Source organism: Aquabacterium sp. (genome assembly GCF_049317225.1).
Taxonomy (GTDB): Bacteria; Pseudomonadota; Gammaproteobacteria; order Burkholderiales; family Burkholderiaceae_C; genus Aquabacterium.
This window is the reverse complement of record NZ_JBMOIR010000002.1, coordinates 14,862-32,477: the sequence shown is the minus strand read 5'-3', so window position 1 is coordinate 32,477 and position 17,616 is coordinate 14,862. Positions and strand designations below refer to the sequence as shown.

Below are 17,616 nucleotides of genomic sequence, written 5' to 3'. Positions count from 1 at the left end.
GAAGGTCAGCGCGCCTGACGCGCCAGCAAGGTTTCACGCAGGTCGTGCGCAAAGCCTTCCAGGTCAGCCTCGCAGGACGACACGATCTTGCCAAAGATGTTGTACGCCAGCACGGCCGGAATGGCGACCGCCAAACCCGCCGCCGTCATGATCAGGGCCTCACCCACCGGGCCGGCCACCTTGTCCAGGCTCACAGAGGCCTCGGTGCTGATGCCCATCATCGCGTGATAGATGCCCCAGACGGTGCCAAACAGCCCCACGAAAGGAGACACAGCGCCCACAGACGCCAACAACACCTGCCCCGCCTGCAGTCGAGCCAGCACGTCATGCAGGCTGTCCCGCAGGCGACGCGTCAGTTGCGCCTCCAGTTGTGCCTCGGCCTCCAGCGTACCGACCTCGGCCGGCGTGGTCACGGCTTCAACCAAAGGCAGGAGCACGGCTTCACGATCTTGCTGAGCCAGTGCCTGCTGCGCAGCGTCCATGGAATTGGCTCGCCAGAAAGCTTGTGCGCCACGCGTCAGATCGCGCCGTGCGCGTGTCAGCATCCAGCCCTTCCACAAGATCACCACCCACGCCCCGATGGACATCAGCAGCAGCAAAATTGCCACCGCGCGCCCAATGGCATCACCTTGCTCCCAGTACTGCGCCAGACCACCCATGGTGTTGTGCTCCCTTGTGTCTCAGCCTTGATCGGATTACTTCAGGCCCAGCACGTCGTCCATGCCGAACAGACCGTGCGGCTGGTTGGCCAGGAAACGCACCGCACGCAGGCTGCCCTGTGCATAGGTGGCGCGGCTGGATGATTTGTGCGTGATCTCGATGCGCTCACCAATGCCCGCAAACAGGACGGTGTGGTCCCCCACCACGTCGCCGCCACGGATGGTGGCAAAGCCGATGGTGGACGGATCACGCTCTCCGGTTACGCCTTCGCGGCCATACACAGCACATTCCTTGAGATCGCGTCCCACGGCCTCGGCCACCACTTCGCCCATCTTGAGCGCGGTGCCGCTGGGGGCATCCACCTTGTGACGGTGGTGCGCTTCGATGATCTCGATGTCGTAGCCTTCCTTCAGAGCCTTGGCGGCCTGCGCCAGCAGCTTGAAGACCACATTCACGCCCACTGCCATGTTGGGTGCCATGACGATGGCGATGTCACGCGCAGCGTCTTCGATCTCGGCCTTTTGCTCGTCGGTGAAACCGGTGGTGCCGATCACCATCTTCACGCCCAGCTCACGGCACACGCGCAGGTGTTCCATCGTGCCTTCGGGACGCGTGAAGTCAATCATGTACTGCGCATCCTTGAAACCGGTGCGCAGATCCGACGTGATGCTCACACCACTGTTGACACCCAGGAAAGCCGACGCATCCATGCCCAAAGCTGGACTGGCTGCCAAGTCCAAGGCACCTGCCAGATGAGCATCTGGGGCATTCTGAACCGCCTCAATCAGCATGCGGCCCATCCGACCGGAAGAGCCCACGATGGCAATGGCGTGCGAAGTGCTGGCAGAAGAACTCATGAGGAAACTCGGTAGGAATCAGGAATTAGGGGGCTGGACACTGCGCCAGTCAAACTTCAGCGCGAACCGCTGTCCAGCGGTGGGTAGTTGCGCACGGCACCTTGAGGCGCTTTGCGCACCACATCCACCTTCGGTGGGCGTGGCAAGGCCGCAATCTGCTCAGGCGTCATGTCCTTGGGCGCCTCTTTGCCTTCTACAGGCTTGTCGATCGACGCCACAAACTCGCGCTCGGAGGGAAGTGGCTCGGTGTCGAAGCGATCCACCACATCATTTTTGAAGAAGATGGTGACGCGGCGCTTCTGATCCGGCACGCCTTGACGACGAATGGTGAAGGCATAGTCCCAGCGATCGGCGTGAAAGGGATCCATCAGCAGAGGGGTCCCCAGGATCTCGCGCACCTGCATGCGCCCCAGACCGGGCTGAATCTGTGCCATGACCTCTTGCGTCACCACGTTACCCTGGACGACGTCAATGCGATAAGGCTCCAGCGCGCCAAACAGGGTTTCGGGCTTACGCCAGGCCGAGTCACTGCCACAGGCTGTCAGCAGCACGGCAGGCACCAGCACCGCAAAGGCTCGGCAAATCGAAGTCAGCGTCATGAATTAGCTCGTTTGAGTCAGAGAAACGTCGCAACCAGGCTCGACATGACCCGAGAGTTTCTCAGGTTACGGGCATATCGATATCATTGGGCATTCTAGCGGGGGCCGATCAAGGTTGTGCCGCATACGGAGCAGACCATGAATCAAGCAGAAGAACTCAAGAGCAGCGGGCTGAAGGCCACCCTGCCCCGCATCAAGATCCTGGAAGTCTTTCAGCGCGCCAGCCAGCGCCACATGACGGCCGAAGAGGTCTATAAGGTTCTGCTCAACGAGGGCTCCGACATTGGCCTGGCGACGGTCTACCGCGTGCTGATGCAGTTTGAACAAGCTGGTTTGTTGTCGCGCAACCATTTCGAAGCCGGCAAGGCCGTGTTCGAGTTGGATGAAGGCAAGCACCATGACCACCTGGTGTGTGTCAGTTGTGGCCGCGTCGAAGAATTCTACGATCCGGAAATCGAGCGCCGCCAACAACAAATCGCTGAAGAGCGCGGCTACCGCCTGCAGGACCACGCCCTGTCACTGTACGTGGTCTGCAACAACCCGGAATGCCAGTCCAAGGCCGGCCTGGGTGGGCACCACCATCACGGTCACGGCCACTCGCACAGCGCCTGATCGCGCCGGGGCGATCAACCGAGGTCGCCCCGCTCCATCGCGCGCTGATGCCGCTCGATGAACTCTTTATAGGTGTCGATCCCGCGCAATTGCAAGACGGTGTTGCGCACCGCCGCTTCGACCAGCACCGCCAAGTTGCGGCCCGCATCCACGGCGATCACCGCCTTGCGAATGGGCACGCCCATCACTTCTTCGTACAAGGGCTCGTAGGGCAGGCGCTCGAACTCGCGCTCCATGGTTTCCTTGCGGACCAGGTGCACGATCAGCTTGAGGCGCATCTTGCGCCGCACAGCGGTTTCACCAAAGATGGCCTTGATGTCCAACAGGCCAATGCCGCGCACTTCCAGCAAGTTGCGCAGCAACTCGGGGCAACGCCCTTCGATGGCCGTGCGAGACACCCGATACAGATCCACCGCATCGTCGGCTACCAAGCCATGCCCGCGTGAAATCAATTCCAGGCCGAGTTCGCTCTTGCCCAAGCCCGACTCACCGGTCAGCAACACGCCCAAACCCAGGATGTCCATGAACACGCCATGCCGCGTCATGCGCTCGGCGAAATGCTGCGTCAGGTAGCCCCGCAGCACGTCGATCACGTGGCCGGCCGATTCCTGCGTCACGAACAGGGGGATGCCGGCTCGCCCGCACATGGCAATCAGCTTGTCGGAGGGCGCCTGTGCATCGGCCACCACGACCACCGGAGGCTCCAGTGTCACGATGCGCTGAATGCGGCGTTCTTGGTCTTCAGGCGACGAGTTGGCAAAGTAAGCCGTCTCACGCCGCCCCACGATCTGAACGCGATAGGGATGGATGTAGTTGAGATACCCCACCAGGTCGGCTGCGGACTGGGCGGTCTGCACCGCCTCTTCGTCAAAGCGACGCTCGGGATGCGCGTGACCGGCGATCCACTCCCAGCGCAGGGCTGAGCGGTTGGCTTCGAAGAGCGCCTCGGCGCTGATGATGGCTAGGTCTTTGAGGCTGGGCATGCTGGTGCAAAAAACTCAGACGACCATGATGCCGCAAACCTCGGACGCCGGGGAATCAGGCCACCGATTTCAGCGGCTGCCAGCGCTCAATCAAGCCATGAACGTGTGCTGCGTCACCTTCTGTACGAAGCTTTTCGCGCAACTCACGGTCGGACAGCAGTTCGGCGATCTCGGACAGAATCTCCAAGTGACGCTGGGTGGCCGCTTCAGGCACCAACAAGAAGATCAGCAAGTTGACAGGCTCATCGTCCGGCGCATCAAACGGGATGGACTGACTCAGGCGAATCACGGCCGCCAAAGGATTTTTCAAACCCTTGATGCGCCCGTGCGGAATGGCCACACCATGCCCTAGGCCGGTCGAGCCGAGACGCTCGCGAGCGAACAGGTTGTCCGTCACGGTGGCGCGCGCGATGGCGTGTTGATTTTCGAAGAGCAACCCAGCGGCTTCGAAGACGCGCTTCTTGCTGGTGGCGTCCACATCCACCAGAACCTGGCTGGCGGGAAGAATGGCTGAAAGTCGATTCATCTTGTTACAAGCAGAGGCGACGGCGGAAGCCTTGACCCATGCTTCCCGGGACGGATGAAGGGCGGATTATAGTGACAAGCTGAGTCGATGCGGCACATGTCTTGTCACCTGATTTCGGTGATTTTGCACTGCCTGCTGCACCGCAGCAAGCCAGTCTGATTCAAGCATGAAAAACGGCCCCGAAGGGCCGTTAACTTGGCGTAGACCTGCGCTGGCGTCCCGCAATCAGGCTTTCACCAAGCACGCTGAGCGAAGCTTGAAGCAACAGCGCGTGCTTATTGAACTGCGTCCCAACCTGAGTCGTGACGCTTCAGCGATTCGTGATGGTGCTCCTGAACGCGATCCTTGTGCTTGACAACCTGGCGATCCAGCTTGTCCATCAGTTGATCAATGGCGGCGTAAAGGTCTTCGTGCGAGGTCTCGACAAAGATGTCCTTACCCTTGACGTGCAGAGTGACTTCAGCCTTCTGGCGGCGGTCCTTTTCCTTTTGCTTTTCAACGGACAGGATGACGTTGACATCCACAACCTGATCGAAATGGCGGGTTACCCGATCGAGCTTCGTCAGCACGTACTCACGCAGAGCAGGGGTAACTTCGAGATGGTGGCCACTGATCGTCAAATTCATACTGCCTCCTTTCGAGAGCAGAAACGTTGCAAACACCCCGAACCTGACTTGGAACTGCTTTTTGACAGCACCCAAATTTGCGACTCGGGGAATTCAGTGTGCCCCTGTCCGCATCGGATGACAAGGGCGTGACATTGGTGTTTGTCTGGATTTAGAAACCAGTTGCGCCGACATCGCCTCAACCGTTGTGTCAGGTCAAACAAACGTTTTCAGCAGAGACTGACCCCACCAAAGCTGTGGCAGGCAGGCCGGCTCCCGACAAAGCCAGATGACAATAGCGGTCATGAGTAACCTGCGTCCCGCGGCCCCGGCGGCCATTCCGTCTCCCGAACTGTGGGCCATGGCCCTGTTGGCGGTCACGGCCCCCTCCCTGATCGCACCCCATGACCCACCGTCTGTGACCTTCTACAACCAGGCGCTGGCGGTGCTGGGCTGGGGGGTGTTCATTGCTTATGCATCACGCCTGGCCAACCCGGCCCGGTGGGTGTCTGCCGCACGACCGCTGCGAGCCTTGCAGGCCGCGCTGGGCATCATCGGTGCCGCCGCAGCGTGGTCCAGCACCATGGGGCATTTGCCCGGCGGACTGGGCATGATGGGATGCGGCATGAGTCTGGCCGGCATCGTGGCGCTGGAAGCGGGCTGGCGGCATGGCCAGCACGCCAACGCCGAGACCGTGGCCGAGGTGTTTTTCGGCGCGCTGGCAACCGCCGGCGCCATTGGCATGGTGCTGGCCATGATCCAGGTGTTTCACCCTGGCTGGGCCGATGGCATCCTGGTGGCCGCGCCCACCATGGTCGGCCGGGCGGTCGGCAACCTGCGGCAGCCCAATCACTTCAGCACCATGATGGTGTTTGCCGCCTGCGGTGCGGGCTGGCTGGGGGCTCGCAGGCGGCTGGACGGCTGGCTGTCTGCCGCCTTGATCGCCGCCTTCATTGGCGTTGTGGTGCTGACTGCGTCACGCACCGGCATGGTCGGCATGGTGTTCCTGACCTTGTGGGGCCTGTTTGACAAGCGCATGCCACGCCTCGTTCGCTGGACGCTCATTGGTGCCCCGGTGATTTATGGCCTGTTCTGGGGCGGCATGTGGCTCTGGGCCCACTCAGACAAGTCGGTGGCCTTTGCCGCTGAAGCCCGCCTGCATGACGGCAGCGATATTTCGTCGTCCCGCTTCGCGATCTGGGCCAACGTGCTAGACATGATTCGACAGCAGCCCTGGACAGGCGTCGGCTACGGCGAATTCAATGTTGCCTGGACCCTGACCCCCTTCCCGACACGCCCGGTGGCCTTCTTTGACCACACCCATAACGTGGTGCTTCAATGGGCCGTCGAACTGGGCTTGCCTGCGGCCTTGCTGCTGTGCTTGCTGTGTGGCTGGGGCTTTGTGGCCCTGGCGCGTGGCCTGCTGCAGAACGATGCCGAAGGCCAACCGTCCGAGCATCGCTCCACCATTGGCGCGGCCTGCTCGATGGTCGCCATGGCCGGCTTGCACAGCCTGCTGGAGTACCCCCTTTGGTACAGCTACTTCTTGCTGCCGACGGCTTTTGCGTGGGGGTTGGGTCTGTCGGTTCAGGCGGCTGCAGGTGCAAGCGTCCCGGCCGAACCGCCCCCCCCCTCGCAAGGTAACTCGCCCAGCCCGCTGTTGGCGTGCGGCATCATCATGGCCACCGCCGCCGTCTGGTGCGCTGCGGACTACCAAGCAGCGGCCAACATCTATGCCCCACGCCCTGGCGCTGGCGCGCTGGACAAGCGCATTGCCTTCGGCCAAGGCATGCCGTGGTGGGGCTATCAAGCGGACTACGCTGACGTCACCATCGGTGATGATGACGAGCCCGCCAAACCCCCACAGGATTTCCGACGCACGCTGCACAACCTGCTGGATGTACGCCTCATGATCGCGTATGCACGCTCATTGGCCGAAAGCGGCGAAGTGGACAAGGCGCGCTTTGTGGTGGCCCGCATGAAAGAGTTCAAGAACTCGCTGGGCACCCGTTTCCTGGATGAGTGCAAAGCCCCCCAAGAAGACGGGGATGAGGCGCAGCCCTTCCAATGCGCGCCCCCGGAGAAGGCCTACACCTGGCGCGAACTGTTGCCCCAGTGAGCCAAGGGGCTGCGAGCCCCGTCTTCCGCCCTCAGGCACTGCGCACCCAGTGCCCCGACTTGCCACCCTGTTTTTCCAGCAGGGCGACGTCGGTGATGACCATGCCCTTGTCGGCCGCCTTGCACATGTCGTAAATGGTCAGCAGCCCGACCTGCACGGCCGTCAGGGCCTCCATTTCCACACCGGTCACCCCCACGGTCTGCACCGTGACACGGCACACCACCGCACACCCAGGCTCGTCCAACTCGAACTCGACGGCCACGCGTGACAGCGCCAACGGATGACACAGCGGAATCAGATCCGCGGTGCGCTTGGCGCCCTGGATGGCCGCAATGCGCGCCACGCCCAGCACATCTCCCTTGCCCGCCTTGCCCTCTTTCACCAAGGCGAATGTGGCGGGCTGCATGACGATGCGCCCCTGCGCCACCGCCACACGCACAGTCGCTTGCTTGCTGGAAACATCAACCATGTGGGCGTGGCCCTGCTGGTCAAAATGGGTGAGTTCGCTCATGGCTGAAGATGTAAAGAAACGCGAAAACAAGAACTCGGGGCAAGCACTGCGATCCGAGCATTCTGGCTTCGCAGCATACTGCGCAGTCTGATCATCCTGATGGCATACATGGCATCGTCCTTTCGAAGCATGGCCTTTTGGCCCCGCCTGCGCCCAGCCCGGGTGCCACGCTCCCTCGCGCTGACCTTGGCCGTCGCGTGCTGGCCGCTGGCCTGCGGGGTGCCTGCGCAGGCCCAAGACGCTCGCGCTTCCGGCGCCTCCAACGCAGTCGCCTTGCCCGCGCTGGGAGATTCGGTGGGACAAGACCTCTCGCCCATGGCCGAGCGTCGACTGGGGGACCGCATCATGCGCAGCATCCGGCGAGATCCGGACGTGATCGATGATCCGCTGATCCTGAGCTACGTCGAAGAGATCTGGGAGCACTTGCTCAAGGCGGCCCGACAGCGTGGCGAGATCGGCGCCGACCTGGATGCCAGCCATGCCTGGGAGCCGTTTCTGGTGCGCGACAAGACCGTCAACGCCTTTGCCTTGCCTGGCGGCTACATCGGTGTGCATCTGGGCTTGCTGGCCATGACCACCAGTCAGGATGAACTGGCATCGGTGCTGGCTCACGAGTTGTCGCACGTGACCCAACGCCACATTGCGCGCATGATGGGGCAGCAGGCTCGCCAGTCCTGGGTGAGCTTGGCTTCGATGGTTTTGGGCATCCTGGCCGCCAGCCGCAACCCGGCTGCGGCACAAGCCATGATCTACGGCGGGCAAGCCGTGGCCATTCAAGGCCAGCTCAATTTTTCAAGAGACATGGAGCGCGAGGCCGACCGCGTCGGTTTTGGGGTGCTGTCCGATGCGGGATTTGAGCCTGCCGGCATGGCGCTCATGTTCAGCCACCTGGAACAAGCCTCTCGCCTGAACGACGATGGCAGCTTCCCGTACCTGCGCACGCACCCTTTGACCACCGAGCGCATCGGCGAGGCCCAGGCACGCCTGGGCATCCAAGGCTGGCATCAGGCCCTGAGCAATGGGCCAGCATCCGACTCATCGCTTGCAGCATGGCATGCCTTGATGGCCGCGCGTGCACGGGTTTTGACCGACACCCGCAGCGACGCGCTGCACACACAGGCCACAGCCGTTCCGGCCAAGCATGCATCCAGCCTGCAAGCGGTCAGTACCTTGTACACCGCTGCCGTTGCGCAGCAGCGAACCCGTGATCTCGTGCGGGCGCAGCAAACGCTGAATCAAGCACGCCTCAGCGCCAAACTGCTTCCGCCAGCACAACAAGGGGTCGTCGAGCGTGTGGTGGCCTACAGCCAAGTCGACATGCTTCTGGACGCAGGCCAAGCGACCGAAGCTGCCAGGACACTGTCCAAACTGTCTGAAGCCCCTCGCATCAGTGAGCCTTTGTCTCCTCGACCGGATTTGCTGCTGCGCGCGCGCGTGGCTCTGGCGCAGCATGCCGCACCCGACATGTGGCAGGACGCGGCCTACCGTCTTCAGACCCACGTGAGCGATCACCCTGGCGACGCCAGTGCATGGGCGCTCTTGTCAGAACTCTGGCAACACCTGAATCAACCCCTCCGGGCCATCCGAGCGGAAGCCGAAGCCGTGGCAGCTCTGGGCGACCTGCCGGGCGCCATTGACCGCATTCAAGGAGCCGTGCGTCGCTTCCGACAGCCCGATGCGACCGATGTGATCGAGTTGAGCGTGATGGATGCGCGACTCAAGGCCTGGCAGCGCCAGCAACGCGAGGACATGCGCGACGAGGCTGCGCAATGACCCTGGTGGCAACTCGACATTTGCAAACAAGAATCATTCGCAATATGATGCTTTCCATGGCTCGGCGCAACGCGCTGACAGGGGACACCAGAGCCATGGTGTAGATGGGGTGTGGGGCTCCATCTTGATGTTCGCCGCCGAGGGATCAGACCCTCGGCGGTTTTTTTTCGCGATTGCTTTTCGGTTCAGGGCACCCGGCAATGCAAGGTTTTGCCGATCTGGCTATGATGTTTTGAACCGAAGGGGGAGTAGCACCGTGCCATGAGCTCGGGTGACACCTCGTCAGCACGTTGAGGGGCGCGTCCAGCGTCGCTCATCCGGGGTGCACGGCAGGCGATCCAGCCTGTCTGCAAGACCTTTCGGCGCAGCATGTTGCGCTGCCCAGCGTGGGCGGCCCATGTCCGTGCCGAAAGGAGCATCGCATGTTCTCTCAAGCCCCAACCTGGCTCTGGCTGGTCTTCGTCGTCTTCGTGGTGCTGGCCTTGGTGGTGGACTTCGTCGTCCTCAAAAAACAAGGCGCCCACGAGGTCAGCGTACCCGAAGCCATCCGCTGGTCTGCCATCTGGGTGGCACTGAGTCTGGCCTACAACGGCTTGCTGTGGTGGGGCTTTTCCGAGGCCCACGGCCCTGAGGTCGGGCAGACCAAAGCGCTGGAATTCCTGACAGGCTACCTCATCGAGAAGTCACTGGCGGTGGACAACATTTTTGTCTTCCTGATGATCTTCACCTACTTCTCGGTGCCTGCGGCCTACCAGAAGCGCGTGCTGATGATCGGCATCATTGGCGCCATCGTGTTGCGCACCGTGATGATTCTGGTGGGTGGATGGCTCATCAGCCAGTTCCACTGGATCCTGTATGTGTTCGGTGCCTTCCTGGCCCTGACGGGCATCAAGATGTGGTGGGCCGCCGATCAGGAACCCGATCTGGAAAGCAACCCCGCCCTGAAACTCCTGCGCAAGCTGATGCCCGTGAGCCCTCACTTTGATGGCGAACACTTCTGGACCCAGCACAAGGGGGTGCGCATCGCCACACCCCTGCTGCTGGTGGTGGCCCTGGTGGGCTTCACCGACGTGATCTTTGCCGTGGACTCGATCCCGGCCATTTACGCGATCACCGCCGATCCCTTCATCGTGCTGACGTCCAATATTTTTGCCATCCTGGGCTTGCGCGCCATGTACTTCATGTTGGCCGCCATGGCCGCGAAATTCCACCTGCTGAGTTATGGACTTGCGGTGATCCTGGTCTTCATTGGCGCCAAGATGATGCTGATCGACCTCTACAAGATCCCTGTCCTGGTGTCGCTCGGGGTGGTGATCGGCATCCTGGCCGTCACGATGGTATGGAGCGTCAAAACCGCGCCAGCCATTGGGGGCAGCAAGACGGTCGAGCGCTGAAGCGCGCCTGGGTTGATCTGCCCTTCACATCCGCCACAACGTGGCGGATGTGCCTCATGGCGGCAGGGTGACTTGGCAATGTTGTTGAGAATCGCTATCATTTGCATCAACAACCGCATTCACCACATTACCTGGATCGAACCCATGACCATTTCTGCCGTGCCGGGTCGCACCGCGACTGACACCGTCCGTTCCACCCCCTTGCCGCTGGGTGCCCTCGCTGCGGGCGTGGGCCTGAGCTTGCTGAGCGGTGCCGTTCTGGCCCAAACTGCCGCCGACGCCGGCAATGGTGAAGCCCAGACGCTGCCCACCATTTCCGTCAAGGCTCAAGCCGACCGCAAGCCCGAGGCCAAATCGACTTACCAAGCCGTGACCACCACCATCGGCAAGGGCAAACAGGCTTTGCGCGACATTCCCCAGTCGGTGACCGTGGTCACCGAAAAGCTGATCAGCGACCGCCATCTCGACACCGTCAAGGAAGTGCTGCACAACACGTCCGGCATCAGCTTCCAGGCCGCAGAAGGTGGCGAAGAAGACATCCGCCTGCGCGGTTTCTCTCTGCAAACCACGGGCGACATCTTCCTGGACGGCGTGCGCGATCCAGCCATCTACGACCGCGACACCTTCAATCTGGACCGACTGGAGCTGCTGCGCGGTTCGGCCTCCATGCTGTTCGGTCGTGGCTCCACAGGCGGCGCCGTCAACCAGGTCACCAAGGCCCCGTATCTGCAAAATGCCAACGAGGTCAACGTCACCGCAGGCAACCACGCTTACCTCCGTGCCACGGGTGACTTCAACATCCAGACGGGGGAAGACGCCGCCCTGCGCATCAATGCCATGAAGACCAAGGCTGACAACAACGGCGCCGGCTCCAGCATTGACAAAGAAGGCCTGGCCCTGGCCTACCGCTGGGGCATCGGCAAGGCTGTTGAGCAGCAACTGAGCTACCAGCACATCGACAACGACAATGGCATCAACTACGGCCTGCCCTGGATGAAGCCCACCTCGTCGGCCACACAGGGCACGCAGACTGTGATCTCGAGTCTGGATCCGGCGAACTACTACGGCATGCGCAGCGACTACAACTCCAGTCAAGGCGACACGCTGACCTACACCAATCAGGTCAAGCTGGGCGGCGGATCGGAGTTGAAGACGGCGGTTCGTCGTGGTGAATACAAGCGCGATTTGCATGCCAGCACCATCCGTTTGACCTCCGGGTCAGCGCTCGACAATTTCAGCGACGCCACGGTCTTCACTCGCCCAGGATCGCAACTGAAGATCCAGAACATGGAACTGCTGCAGGCACAAACCGACTACACCGGCAAGCACAAGTTCTTTGGCATCAAGAACGACATCGCCGCCGGGATTGATTTCTCCCGAGAACGTCGCTCGGTCTATGCCGCGAAGAATGCAGCCCAAGGCGGCATCACGATCACCAAGCCCACCACCACCGCAGGCACCCCGAACGATGGCGCATGGGTCAATGAAAGCTCACGCGTGCTGGGCCTGAACAACGAGTTCACCGCGACGGGCGCCGGCACCTACCTGCAAGACCTGGTGCAAGTGGCCGACCACTGGAAAGTGCTGGGTGGCTTGCGCTACGACTACATGGAAGGCGACTACACCACCTACAACCTGGCGACCGGTGTTCAGAGTGCAAACTACAAACAGAACATCCACGCCTGGAGCAAGCGTGTGGGCGTGCTGTATCAACCCAATGCGCTGCACTCGTTCCATGCTTCGTATGGCACCTCGTTCAACACCTCGGGCGACACTTACTCGTACAGCGTACTGAGCTCCAACACGCCGCCTGAATCGAGCGAGAACATCGAACTGGGTGCCAAGCTGGACTCGGAAGATGGTCGCGTGACCACGCGCTTTGCACTGTTCCGCGCCACCAAGAACAACGAGCGCAACACCGATCCGGACAGCTCGGCCACACAACTGCTGCTGTCCGGCAAGCGTCACGCAGCGGGCATCGACATGGACGTCACTGGCCAGATCACGGATGCGTGGGAAATCTACGCCTCGTACACCTGGATTCCAGAAGCTCGTGTGGACCGTGCGGTGCCCGGCCTGACCGGCGGCAACCGTGCCGGTGACCGCCCTGGCTTGACGCCGCGTCACAGTGGCACCGTGTGGAACACCTACCGCATCCTGCCGAAGTTGCGCGCAGGCATGGGCCTGAACTTCCGCAGCAAGATTGCCCCGGCAGACATCCCGAACCCTGCCAACGGCTTCTACTACGCGCCAGGCTATGCCACCGTGGACCTGATGGGCGAATACACTTTCAGCCCGACCTACACGGTGAAGGCCAACATCACCAACGTCGGCAACAAGCTGTACGGTGATCAGGTCTACCGCGGCCACTATGTGCCGGGCACAGGCCGTCTGGTGCAAGTGACCCTCAACGCCAAGTTCTAACGGCGCATTCTTCAGGTGGCGTGTCCCATGGGACGCCACCTGCTCGTCCATTCAGAAGTGCTTTGTCATGCTGCTCCACATCCCCCATGTCCTGACCGCCGATGAGTTGCGTCAGTGTCGCGCCATCCTGGCCGATGCACCGTGGATTCCAGGCCAAGTGACGGCAGGCCGCCAAGCCGCCTTGGTCAAAGACAACGAGCAACTGGCCCAACAAGGCGAGCATGCCAAAGCATTGCGTCAAATCATCGTGCCTGCGCTGGACCGGCACAACTTGTTTTTCTCGGCCGCGCTGCCACGCCGCATCGTGCCCCCGCTGTTCAACCGCTACGGCGTGGATCACCCTCGCTATGGCAACCACGTGGACAATGCCATCCGCGTGAACAACGATCTGGGCCAACGCGTGCGCACCGACGTCTCGGCCACGCTCTTTTTCGCGGACCCCGATGAGTACGACGGCGGCGAACTGGTCATCGAAGATACCTTTGGGAAAAAAGGCGTCAAGCTGCCTGCGGGTGACATGGTCATCTACCCTGGCACCAGCGTGCATCGCGTGGAGCCTGTGACCCGCGGCCATCGTCTAGCCAGCTTCTTCTGGATCGAAAGCATGGTCCGCAGCGACGAGCAACGTCGCCTTCTGTACGAAATGGACATGAACCTCATGCGTTTGCGTGAACAGCACGATCACGACGATGCCATCATTGGCCTGACCGGAACGTATCACAACCTACTTCGCATGTGGGCTGAAGTCTGACCCTCTCCCTCTCCCCCTCCCCTCTTGAAATCAGAACACCATGACTCTGTTGACCCGCACCCTGTTCAGCGTCACCCTCGTGGCATCGAGCACCCTGGCCAGCACCGCCTTTGCGCACGGCGCATTCAAGTGCGACGTGCCCAGCAAGGAGTGGAAATTGCGTGAAGACCTCGAAGACAAGCTGAAGGAAGAAGGCTGGGACGTTCGCAAGATCAAGATCGACAACGGTTGCTACGAGGTCTACGGCTTTGACAAGAAGGGTCGCAAGCGTGAGGCCTACTTCAATCCCAAGACCTTTGAACTCGTGGGCGACGTTCAGCAGTGATGTACGTCTGGGATCCACTGGTTCGGCTGGCACACTGGACCTTGGTGTCGGCCGTGTGCGTCGCCTGGTTGTCGATGGAAGACATCGGCCTGCCGCACACCTGGCACGAACCGGCCGGCTATGTGGCCGCAGCGGTCGTGCTCACCCGCACGGTGTGGGGACTGATCGCCCGTGGGCATGCCCGATTCACATCGTTCGTGCGCGCACCGCATGCCGTGCTCACCTACGGTCAACAAGTGCTGAGGCATGCCGAACCGCGCTACATCGGCCACAATCCGCTCGGTGGCTGGATGGTGATCGCTCTGCTCGCTTGTGTGGCGGGCATCGCCTGCACGGGGTGGCTGCAAACCACCGATCGCTATTGGGGATCCGAGCCCCTGGAGATCGTGCATCGCTCACTGGCCTGGGGTTTGTTGGGCCTGGTGACGCTGCATGTCAGCGGCGTTGTGTTCACCAGCATACGCCACCGAGAGTCCCTGGTTCGGGCCATGATCACCGGGCGTAAACCCGTTCGATCCGAATTGGACATCCACTGAACGTTGCCGTCATGTCCGCACCGCCTGCCCCCCACGAAATCCCGACCGATGTAGTCAATCTTGCAGACTATGCGCGCCACGCCCAGGCACGCCTGCATCCGGCTGTCTGGGCCTACCTGAGTGGCGGAGCGGGTGACGAACTGACGTTGACCGCCAACCAGCAGGCGTGGCAGTCGATCAAGTTGTTGCCGCGCGTGCTGCGAGCCCTGCATGGTGGCCACACGCATACGACACTGCTGGGTCAAGAATTGAGCCACCCCATCATGCTGGCGCCTGTGGCCAGCCATCGCCTGGCACACCCGGATGGGGAACTCGGCGTGGCCTATGCCGCCGCAGCGCAAGAAGCCGGCATGATTCTGAGCACACAGGCCAGCACACGACTGGAAGAGGTGGGGCACGCCTTCCTGCATGAACCCGGCCACGGCCCCCTATGGATGCAGCTGTATGTACAGCACGACCGTGCGTTCACGCTGGAACTGGTGCGGCGCGCCGAAGCGGCCGGCTACCAGGCGCTGGTGATCACGGTCGATGCGCCCACCAGCGGCGCCCGAGATCGTGAACGCCGGGCGCACTTTCATCTCCCGGCAGAACTGGCGCAGGTGAATCTGCAAGGCATGGCCACACGCCCGTCCCAAACCCAAGGCGGTGATCCACTGTTTGAGGGCTTAATGGCTCACGCCACCACGTGGGACGACATCGCCTGGTTGCGCGTCAACACGCAGTTGCCCATGGTGCTCAAAGGCGTTTTGCATGCCGACGATGCACGCCAGGCACAGCAACTCGGCATCCAGGGCCTGATCGTGTCAAACCACGGCGGGCGCACGCTGGACACCGCCGTGAGCACCGCCTGGGCGCTGCCCCGCATCGCCGATGCCGTCGGCCAGGACCTTGAACTGATCGTGGACGGCGGCATTCGCCGGGGCACCGATGTGCTAAAGGCCTTGGCCTTGGGGGCGCGGGCCGTGTTGATCGGGCGCCCGTACGTGTACGCGCTGGCCACCAGCGGCGCACTTGGCGTGGCCCATGTACTGCGCTTGCTGCGAGACGAGCTGGCCATTGCCATGGCGCTCACTGGCTGCAAAACACTGGCCGACATCCACCCGGGCTTGCTGATTCAGCATGGATCAGGCGCCATTGGCACGTAGCCGCTTCGGACTGCGCTTGCGCCCCAGGCCCATCTGCTTGGCCATGGTCTTGATGAAGACCCACAAGGCACTCTCTGTCGGCTTCGGGGCCTCACCTCGGCCAATGCGCTTGAGTTGCCCGGTGTACCAGGTCACCTCCATCAGCCCCATGCGATCGATCAGGGGGATGCCGGTCTTCTGCGGCTTCACCTGCTGCCGCGGTTGTTGCCCCGCCAACAAGCGATGGCACACATCGGGTTCGATCGCCAGCGCACGCGCCAGGCCCACCATGTCCACCGCCCCCGACTCGATCGCGGCAGCCATGCCCTGCAGGCTACGAAAGCCCCCCGTCACCACCAGCGGCGTCTTCACGGCTTGCCGGGCCTTCTCGGCAAAGGCCAGGAAATAGGCCTCCCGCTGACGTGTGCTGTCCTTGAGCGGAGCCTGCTCGGCCTTCACCCCGGTCATGGCCGGCGCCTCGTACGTGCCGCCCGAAATCTCGATCAGATCAATGCCGGCCTCTGCCAAGGCTCGGATGGTGTCCAGCGACTCCTCTTCGGTGAAGCCACCTCGCTGAAAGTCGGCCGAATTGAGCTTGATGCCAATCGGGAAACCAGGGCCCACGTTCTCGCGCATGGCTTTCAGCACCGCCAAAACAAAGTGGCGCCGCTTTTCCGGCGTGCCACCCCATTCGTCCATTCTGCGGTTGTGATGTGGCGACAGGAACTGGCTGACCAGATAACCGTGCGCGCCATGGATCTGCACCCCAGTGAATCCGGCCTGCTTGACGATGCCTGCCGCACGACCAAAACGCGCTACCAGCTCACGCACTTCAGCATCTGTGAGTTCACGCGGCGTGGGGAAGAAGGCCTGCATTTCCTGACGAAACGGCACGGCCGATGGCGCCACATTCTCTTTGTTCAAGCCTTTGGGCGCTTGCTTGCCAGGGTGGTTCAGCTGGACCCAGCAATGGGCGCCGTTGCGGGTCGCCGATTGTGCCCACGCGCGCAACTCGGGCAACGCACGATCGTCTTCGATCACCACATTGCCCGGCTCACCCAAGGCCCGACGGTCGATCATCACGTTGCCGGTGACGCACAAGCCCACGCCGCCATCGGCCCAGGCGCCATACAAGGTCGCCAGCTCAGGCGTGGCCTTGCCCTCACGGGTGGCCAAGGCCTCGCTCATGGCGGACTTGAAGAAGCGGTTTTTCACCGTGGCCCCATTGGGCAAGGTAAAGGACTGCGCCAGCACGGCTTGAGGACTCATGTTTTCACTCCCGAACGCAAATCAATCAACAGAGCACGACCTGAATTGAACACCAAAGTGATCAAATATTGATGTGCATGGGCCACATCGCCTCGCAAACCCTGAGGGAGCCTGGTTTTGCCCATGAAAAGCAGTACCATCACTGGATAAGCTCGAAGATGGGCCGTCTGACTTGCCTCAGACCCCCGAGCACGATACGAGACACCAAGCTGACACCTAACGGAGTGATTTGACATGGCAACTGCAAAGAAGGCCCCGGCCAAGACCGCCGCCCCCGCCAAGCGTGCACCCAATGCGGCTTTCCTGAAGCCCCTGACCCCTAGCCCCGCTCTGGCCGCTGTGATCGGTGCCGGTGCCCTGCCCCGCACCGAAGTGACCAAGAAGGTTTGGGACTACATCAAGCAGCACAACCTGCAAGACGCTGCCAACAAGCGCAACATCAACGCTGACGCCAAGCTGAAGCCCATCTTCGGCAAGGATCAAGTCACCATGTTTGAACTGACCAAGCTGATCAGCCAACAACTGAGCTGATCTGGTCATCAGACAAA

Annotated in this window: 18 protein-coding genes; 10 read left to right on the top strand and 8 right to left on the bottom strand. The window is 61.8% G+C overall.

Annotated elements, in window-relative coordinates; all coding sequences use genetic code 11:
* Nucleotides 1–5: 5 nt before the first annotated feature.
* The 3 genes from ACOYNB_RS02145 to ACOYNB_RS02135 are packed head-to-tail and all read right to left on the bottom strand — an operon-like array spanning nucleotide 6 to nucleotide 2,116.
* Nucleotides 6–659: a MotA/TolQ/ExbB proton channel family protein gene (locus tag ACOYNB_RS02145; protein ID WP_422837477.1), complete on the bottom strand. Its 654-nt coding sequence runs from the start codon at nucleotides 657–659 to the stop codon at nucleotides 6–8.
* Between the two features lie 36 nt (nucleotides 660–695).
* Nucleotides 696–1,517: a 4-hydroxy-tetrahydrodipicolinate reductase gene (gene dapB, locus ACOYNB_RS02140; protein ID WP_422837476.1), complete on the bottom strand. Its 822-nt coding sequence runs from the start codon at nucleotides 1,515–1,517 to the stop codon at nucleotides 696–698.
* A 56-nt stretch (nucleotides 1,518–1,573) separates the two neighbouring features.
* Nucleotides 1,574–2,116, bottom strand: coding sequence for an outer membrane protein assembly factor BamE (locus tag ACOYNB_RS02135; protein WP_422837475.1), 543 nt, complete (start codon nucleotides 2,114–2,116; stop codon nucleotides 1,574–1,576).
* Between the two features lie 138 nt (nucleotides 2,117–2,254).
* Here ACOYNB_RS02135 and fur point away from each other — a divergent pair, with 138 nt between their 5' ends.
* Nucleotides 2,255–2,728 (top strand): ferric iron uptake transcriptional regulator, encoded by a 474-nt coding sequence (gene fur / locus ACOYNB_RS02130; RefSeq protein ID WP_422837474.1) that lies wholly within the window; start codon nucleotides 2,255–2,257, stop codon nucleotides 2,726–2,728.
* Nucleotides 2,729–2,742: 14 nt separating this feature from the next.
* Here fur and hprK read toward each other — a convergent pair whose 3' ends face one another.
* From hprK to hpf, 3 genes are all read right to left on the bottom strand, one after another.
* Entirely contained in the window at nucleotides 2,743–3,711 is a 969-nt protein-coding gene (gene hprK / locus ACOYNB_RS02125; RefSeq protein ID WP_374256680.1) for an HPr(Ser) kinase/phosphatase, read from the bottom strand.
* 55 nt (nucleotides 3,712–3,766) lie between these two features.
* Entirely contained in the window at nucleotides 3,767–4,237 is a 471-nt protein-coding gene (locus ACOYNB_RS02120) for a PTS sugar transporter subunit IIA (protein WP_422837473.1), read from the bottom strand.
* A gap of 275 nt (nucleotides 4,238–4,512) precedes the next feature.
* Complete coding sequence (gene hpf / locus ACOYNB_RS02115) at nucleotides 4,513–4,863, bottom strand: ribosome hibernation-promoting factor, HPF/YfiA family (protein WP_374256683.1); 351 nt, start codon at nucleotides 4,861–4,863, stop codon at nucleotides 4,513–4,515.
* A 283-nt stretch (nucleotides 4,864–5,146) separates the two neighbouring features.
* Here hpf and ACOYNB_RS02110 point away from each other — a divergent pair, with 283 nt between their 5' ends.
* Nucleotides 5,147–6,961 carry a Wzy polymerase domain-containing protein gene (locus ACOYNB_RS02110; protein WP_422837472.1) on the top strand — a complete coding sequence of 605 codons (1,815 nt, stop codon included), beginning with the start codon at nucleotides 5,147–5,149 and terminating at the stop codon, nucleotides 6,959–6,961.
* Nucleotides 6,962–6,992: 31 nt separating this feature from the next.
* On the opposite strand, the gene moaC is transcribed toward ACOYNB_RS02110, so the two are convergent.
* Nucleotides 6,993–7,472, bottom strand: coding sequence for a cyclic pyranopterin monophosphate synthase MoaC (gene moaC / locus ACOYNB_RS02105; RefSeq protein WP_422837471.1), 480 nt, complete (start codon nucleotides 7,470–7,472; stop codon nucleotides 6,993–6,995).
* A 129-nt stretch (nucleotides 7,473–7,601) separates the two neighbouring features.
* On the opposite strand from moaC, the gene ACOYNB_RS02100 reads away from it, so the two are divergent.
* The 7 genes from ACOYNB_RS02100 (at nucleotide 7,602) to ACOYNB_RS02070 (ending at nucleotide 15,820) form a co-directional block, all read left to right on the top strand.
* Complete coding sequence (locus ACOYNB_RS02100) at nucleotides 7,602–9,245, top strand: M48 family metalloprotease (protein WP_422837470.1); 1,644 nt, start codon at nucleotides 7,602–7,604, stop codon at nucleotides 9,243–9,245.
* 422 nt (nucleotides 9,246–9,667) lie between these two features.
* Nucleotides 9,668–10,639: a TerC family protein gene (locus tag ACOYNB_RS02095; RefSeq protein WP_422837469.1), complete on the top strand. Its 972-nt coding sequence runs from the start codon at nucleotides 9,668–9,670 to the stop codon at nucleotides 10,637–10,639.
* 144 nt (nucleotides 10,640–10,783) lie between these two features.
* A complete protein-coding gene (locus ACOYNB_RS02090; protein WP_422837468.1) occupies nucleotides 10,784–13,063 on the top strand; it encodes a TonB-dependent receptor in 2,280 nt (759 codons plus the stop codon).
* Nucleotides 13,064–13,130: 67 nt separating this feature from the next.
* The gene (locus ACOYNB_RS02085; protein ID WP_422837467.1) at nucleotides 13,131–13,814 is read left to right on the top strand and encodes a Fe2+-dependent dioxygenase; all 684 of its coding nucleotides are present in this window, start codon (nucleotides 13,131–13,133) and stop codon (nucleotides 13,812–13,814) included.
* Between the two features lie 40 nt (nucleotides 13,815–13,854).
* Nucleotides 13,855–14,139 (top strand): PepSY domain-containing protein, encoded by a 285-nt coding sequence (locus tag ACOYNB_RS02080; protein WP_422837466.1) that lies wholly within the window; start codon nucleotides 13,855–13,857, stop codon nucleotides 14,137–14,139.
* Nucleotides 14,139–14,675 carry a cytochrome b/b6 domain-containing protein gene (locus tag ACOYNB_RS02075; protein WP_422837678.1) on the top strand — a complete coding sequence of 179 codons (537 nt, stop codon included), beginning with the start codon at nucleotides 14,139–14,141 and terminating at the stop codon, nucleotides 14,673–14,675. The genes ACOYNB_RS02080 and ACOYNB_RS02075 overlap by 1 nt, the downstream gene beginning before the upstream one ends.
* Nucleotides 14,676–14,686: 11 nt before the next feature.
* Nucleotides 14,687–15,820, top strand: coding sequence for an alpha-hydroxy acid oxidase (locus ACOYNB_RS02070; RefSeq protein ID WP_422837465.1), 1,134 nt, complete (start codon nucleotides 14,687–14,689; stop codon nucleotides 15,818–15,820).
* On the opposite strand, the gene ACOYNB_RS02065 is transcribed toward ACOYNB_RS02070, so the two are convergent.
* Nucleotides 15,800–17,068 (bottom strand): NADH:flavin oxidoreductase/NADH oxidase family protein, encoded by a 1,269-nt coding sequence (locus tag ACOYNB_RS02065; RefSeq protein ID WP_422837464.1) that lies wholly within the window; start codon nucleotides 17,066–17,068, stop codon nucleotides 15,800–15,802. The genes ACOYNB_RS02070 and ACOYNB_RS02065 overlap by 21 nt on opposite strands.
* 234 nt (nucleotides 17,069–17,302) lie before the next feature.
* Between ACOYNB_RS02065 and ACOYNB_RS02060 the strand changes: the two genes are divergently transcribed.
* Nucleotides 17,303–17,599 carry an SWIB/MDM2 domain-containing protein gene (locus tag ACOYNB_RS02060; RefSeq protein ID WP_374256701.1) on the top strand — a complete coding sequence of 99 codons (297 nt, stop codon included), beginning with the start codon at nucleotides 17,303–17,305 and terminating at the stop codon, nucleotides 17,597–17,599.
* The last annotated feature ends 17 nt before the right edge of the window (nucleotides 17,600–17,616 follow it).

Excerpts from the sequence above, each read along its gene's own strand:
- ACOYNB_RS02095 (WP_422837469.1), top strand. The coding sequence starts at position 9,668 with ATGTTCTCTCAAGCCCCAACCTGGCTCTGGCTGGTCTTCGTCGTCTTC.
- ACOYNB_RS02080 (WP_422837466.1), top strand. The coding sequence starts at position 13,855 with ATGACTCTGTTGACCCGCACCCTGTTCAGCGTCACCCTCGTGGCATCG.
- ACOYNB_RS02120 (WP_422837473.1), bottom strand. The coding sequence starts at position 4,237 with ATGAATCGACTTTCAGCCATTCTTCCCGCCAGCCAGGTTCTGGTGGAT.
- ACOYNB_RS02135 (WP_422837475.1), bottom strand. The coding sequence starts at position 2,116 with ATGACGCTGACTTCGATTTGCCGAGCCTTTGCGGTGCTGGTGCCTGCC.
- ACOYNB_RS02070 (WP_422837465.1), top strand. The coding sequence starts at position 14,687 with ATGTCCGCACCGCCTGCCCCCCACGAAATCCCGACCGATGTAGTCAAT.
- ACOYNB_RS02085 (WP_422837467.1), top strand. The coding sequence starts at position 13,131 with ATGCTGCTCCACATCCCCCATGTCCTGACCGCCGATGAGTTGCGTCAG.
- ACOYNB_RS02075 (WP_422837678.1), top strand. The coding sequence starts at position 14,139 with ATGTACGTCTGGGATCCACTGGTTCGGCTGGCACACTGGACCTTGGTG.
- fur (WP_422837474.1), top strand. The coding sequence starts at position 2,255 with ATGAATCAAGCAGAAGAACTCAAGAGCAGCGGGCTGAAGGCCACCCTG.
- hprK (WP_374256680.1), bottom strand. The coding sequence starts at position 3,711 with ATGCCCAGCCTCAAAGACCTAGCCATCATCAGCGCCGAGGCGCTCTTC.
- ACOYNB_RS02110 (WP_422837472.1), top strand. The coding sequence starts at position 5,147 with ATGAGTAACCTGCGTCCCGCGGCCCCGGCGGCCATTCCGTCTCCCGAA.
- hpf (WP_374256683.1), bottom strand. The coding sequence starts at position 4,863 with ATGAATTTGACGATCAGTGGCCACCATCTCGAAGTTACCCCTGCTCTG.
- ACOYNB_RS02100 (WP_422837470.1), top strand. The coding sequence starts at position 7,602 with ATGGCCTTTTGGCCCCGCCTGCGCCCAGCCCGGGTGCCACGCTCCCTC.
- ACOYNB_RS02065 (WP_422837464.1), bottom strand. The coding sequence starts at position 17,068 with ATGAGTCCTCAAGCCGTGCTGGCGCAGTCCTTTACCTTGCCCAATGGG.
- ACOYNB_RS02145 (WP_422837477.1), bottom strand. The coding sequence starts at position 659 with ATGGGTGGTCTGGCGCAGTACTGGGAGCAAGGTGATGCCATTGGGCGC.
- dapB (WP_422837476.1), bottom strand. The coding sequence starts at position 1,517 with ATGAGTTCTTCTGCCAGCACTTCGCACGCCATTGCCATCGTGGGCTCT.
- moaC (WP_422837471.1), bottom strand. The coding sequence starts at position 7,472 with ATGAGCGAACTCACCCATTTTGACCAGCAGGGCCACGCCCACATGGTT.
- ACOYNB_RS02060 (WP_374256701.1), top strand. The coding sequence starts at position 17,303 with ATGGCAACTGCAAAGAAGGCCCCGGCCAAGACCGCCGCCCCCGCCAAG.
- ACOYNB_RS02090 (WP_422837468.1), top strand. The coding sequence starts at position 10,784 with ATGACCATTTCTGCCGTGCCGGGTCGCACCGCGACTGACACCGTCCGT.